The organism is Xanthomonas sp. SHU 166 (genome assembly GCF_000364685.1).
GTDB classification, from domain to species: domain Bacteria; phylum Pseudomonadota; class Gammaproteobacteria; order Xanthomonadales; family Xanthomonadaceae; genus Xanthomonas_A; species Xanthomonas_A sontii.
The window spans coordinates 1-1538 of record NZ_AQOJ01000617.1; the positions used below are offsets into that span (position 1 = coordinate 1).

1 protein-coding gene and 1 pseudogene are annotated in these 1538 nt (G+C 72.8%); one reads left to right on the forward strand and one right to left on the reverse strand.

All coding sequences use genetic code 11. The features are described 5' to 3' along the window. A pseudogene (locus tag D180_RS15090) lies at positions 1–1115 on the forward strand (hypothetical protein); the annotation flags it as partial. A 1-nt stretch (position 1116) separates the two neighbouring features. Here the strand turns inward: D180_RS15090 and D180_RS15095 are convergent. Then, positions 1117–1538: Maf family protein (locus D180_RS15095; RefSeq protein ID WP_017913452.1), on the reverse strand; the 422-nt coding region annotated here is incomplete at its 5' end.

Consider the following 1538-nt stretch of genomic DNA (forward strand, 5'->3'; position numbering starts at 1 on the left):
CTGCGGTGACGGTGCTCAGTTTCGCGCTGCTGGCCGGGCCGTGGCTGCTGCGGGTGTGGCAGACCTTCGGCAATCCGCTGTTCCCGCAGTTCAACAGCCACTTCATGGCGCCGCTGGCGCAGCCCGTGGCGGTCAGCGACACGCGCTGGTTGCCGAAGACGCTGTGGGAGTGGCTGACCTGGCCGCTGCAGTTCTCGCTGGCGCCGAACCGGGTCAGCGAGGTGCGCCTGCGGCAACTGGTGTGGCCGCTGCTGTATCTGCTGGGCCTGGTGGCGTTTCTGCGCTGGGCGCTGCGGCGTCCGCGTGCCTCCGCGCCGGCGGAGGTGGTCGCGCCGGCGTGGCGCGCGGTGCTGGTGTTCGTGGTGGTCGCCTTCCTCGCCTGGCAGGCGGCCTTCAGCATCCAGCGCTACCTGGTGGTGCCGGAGCTACTGGCGCCGCTGCTGCTGTGGGTGGGGCTGCGGCGGCTGCTGCCGGCGCGCATCGCCGCGCCGGCGGCGCGCTGGACGCTGATCGCCTGTGCGGTCTTTGCGCTGTACGGCTGGGGCGAGTGGGGGCACGAGCGCTGGGCGCGCGAGGCGTTCCGGGTGCAGGCGCCGCCGATGCCGCAACCCGAGCGCAGCCTGGTGCTGCTGGTCGGCGATGCGCCGGAGTCGTGGCGCATTCCGTTCCTGCCCGCGCAGGCAGCCTACGCGTCGGTCGCCTCCAATTTCCCGGAAACGCCGGCCTACGCCGCGCGGGTGCGCGAGATGCTGGCGGCGCGCGGGCAGGGCTACGCGATGCTGCCGGCGGAAGTGGATCGCAATGTCGAACGCCTGCAGCGGCTCAATGCCGTGGCCGCGCGCCTGGGTCTGGATCGCGGCCCCGATTGCGCGTTGATGCGGCGCCTGGCGCGGCGCCCGGTGCGCGCCGGTGTGGAGGTGGATGCCGGTCGTTGTCGCTGGGTGCTGCTGCCGGAACGGGCCGTGGATGTCGCCGCGGCGGATCGCCAGACCCAGGCGCTGGCGGCGCAGCAACTGGCGCGCTACGGCCTGGCGCTGCAGCCGGGGTCCTGTCAGATCTACCAATCCTGGGTCGGGCAGGCGCGCTTCCCGTACCAGTGGTGCCGGCTGCAGTGAGTTAGGGCAGCACGAAGCCCGCCTCGCGCAGCAACTCGGACAGCGCGATCAACGGCAGGCCGATCAACGCGGTCGGATCCTGGGTCTGGATCGCGCGGAACAGGCTGATGCCCAGGCCTTCGCACTTGAAGCTGCCGGCGCAGTCCAGCGGCTGTTCGGCGGCGACGTAGCGGGCGATGGCGTCGGCCTGCAGGTCGCGGAACCGGACTTCGGTGAGGTCGCAGGCGTGCAGGGTGCGTGTGCCGCGCTGCAGGCAGACCGCGGTGTGGAAGCGCACGCTGCGCCCGGACATGGCGGCCAGCTGCGCGTGCGCCGCGGCCACCTCGCCAGGCTTGCCCAGCGGTTGGCCGTCCAGTTCGGCGACCTGGTCCGAGCCGATCACCCAGGCCTCCCCGGCAGTGGCCGCGACCGCCGCCGCCTTGG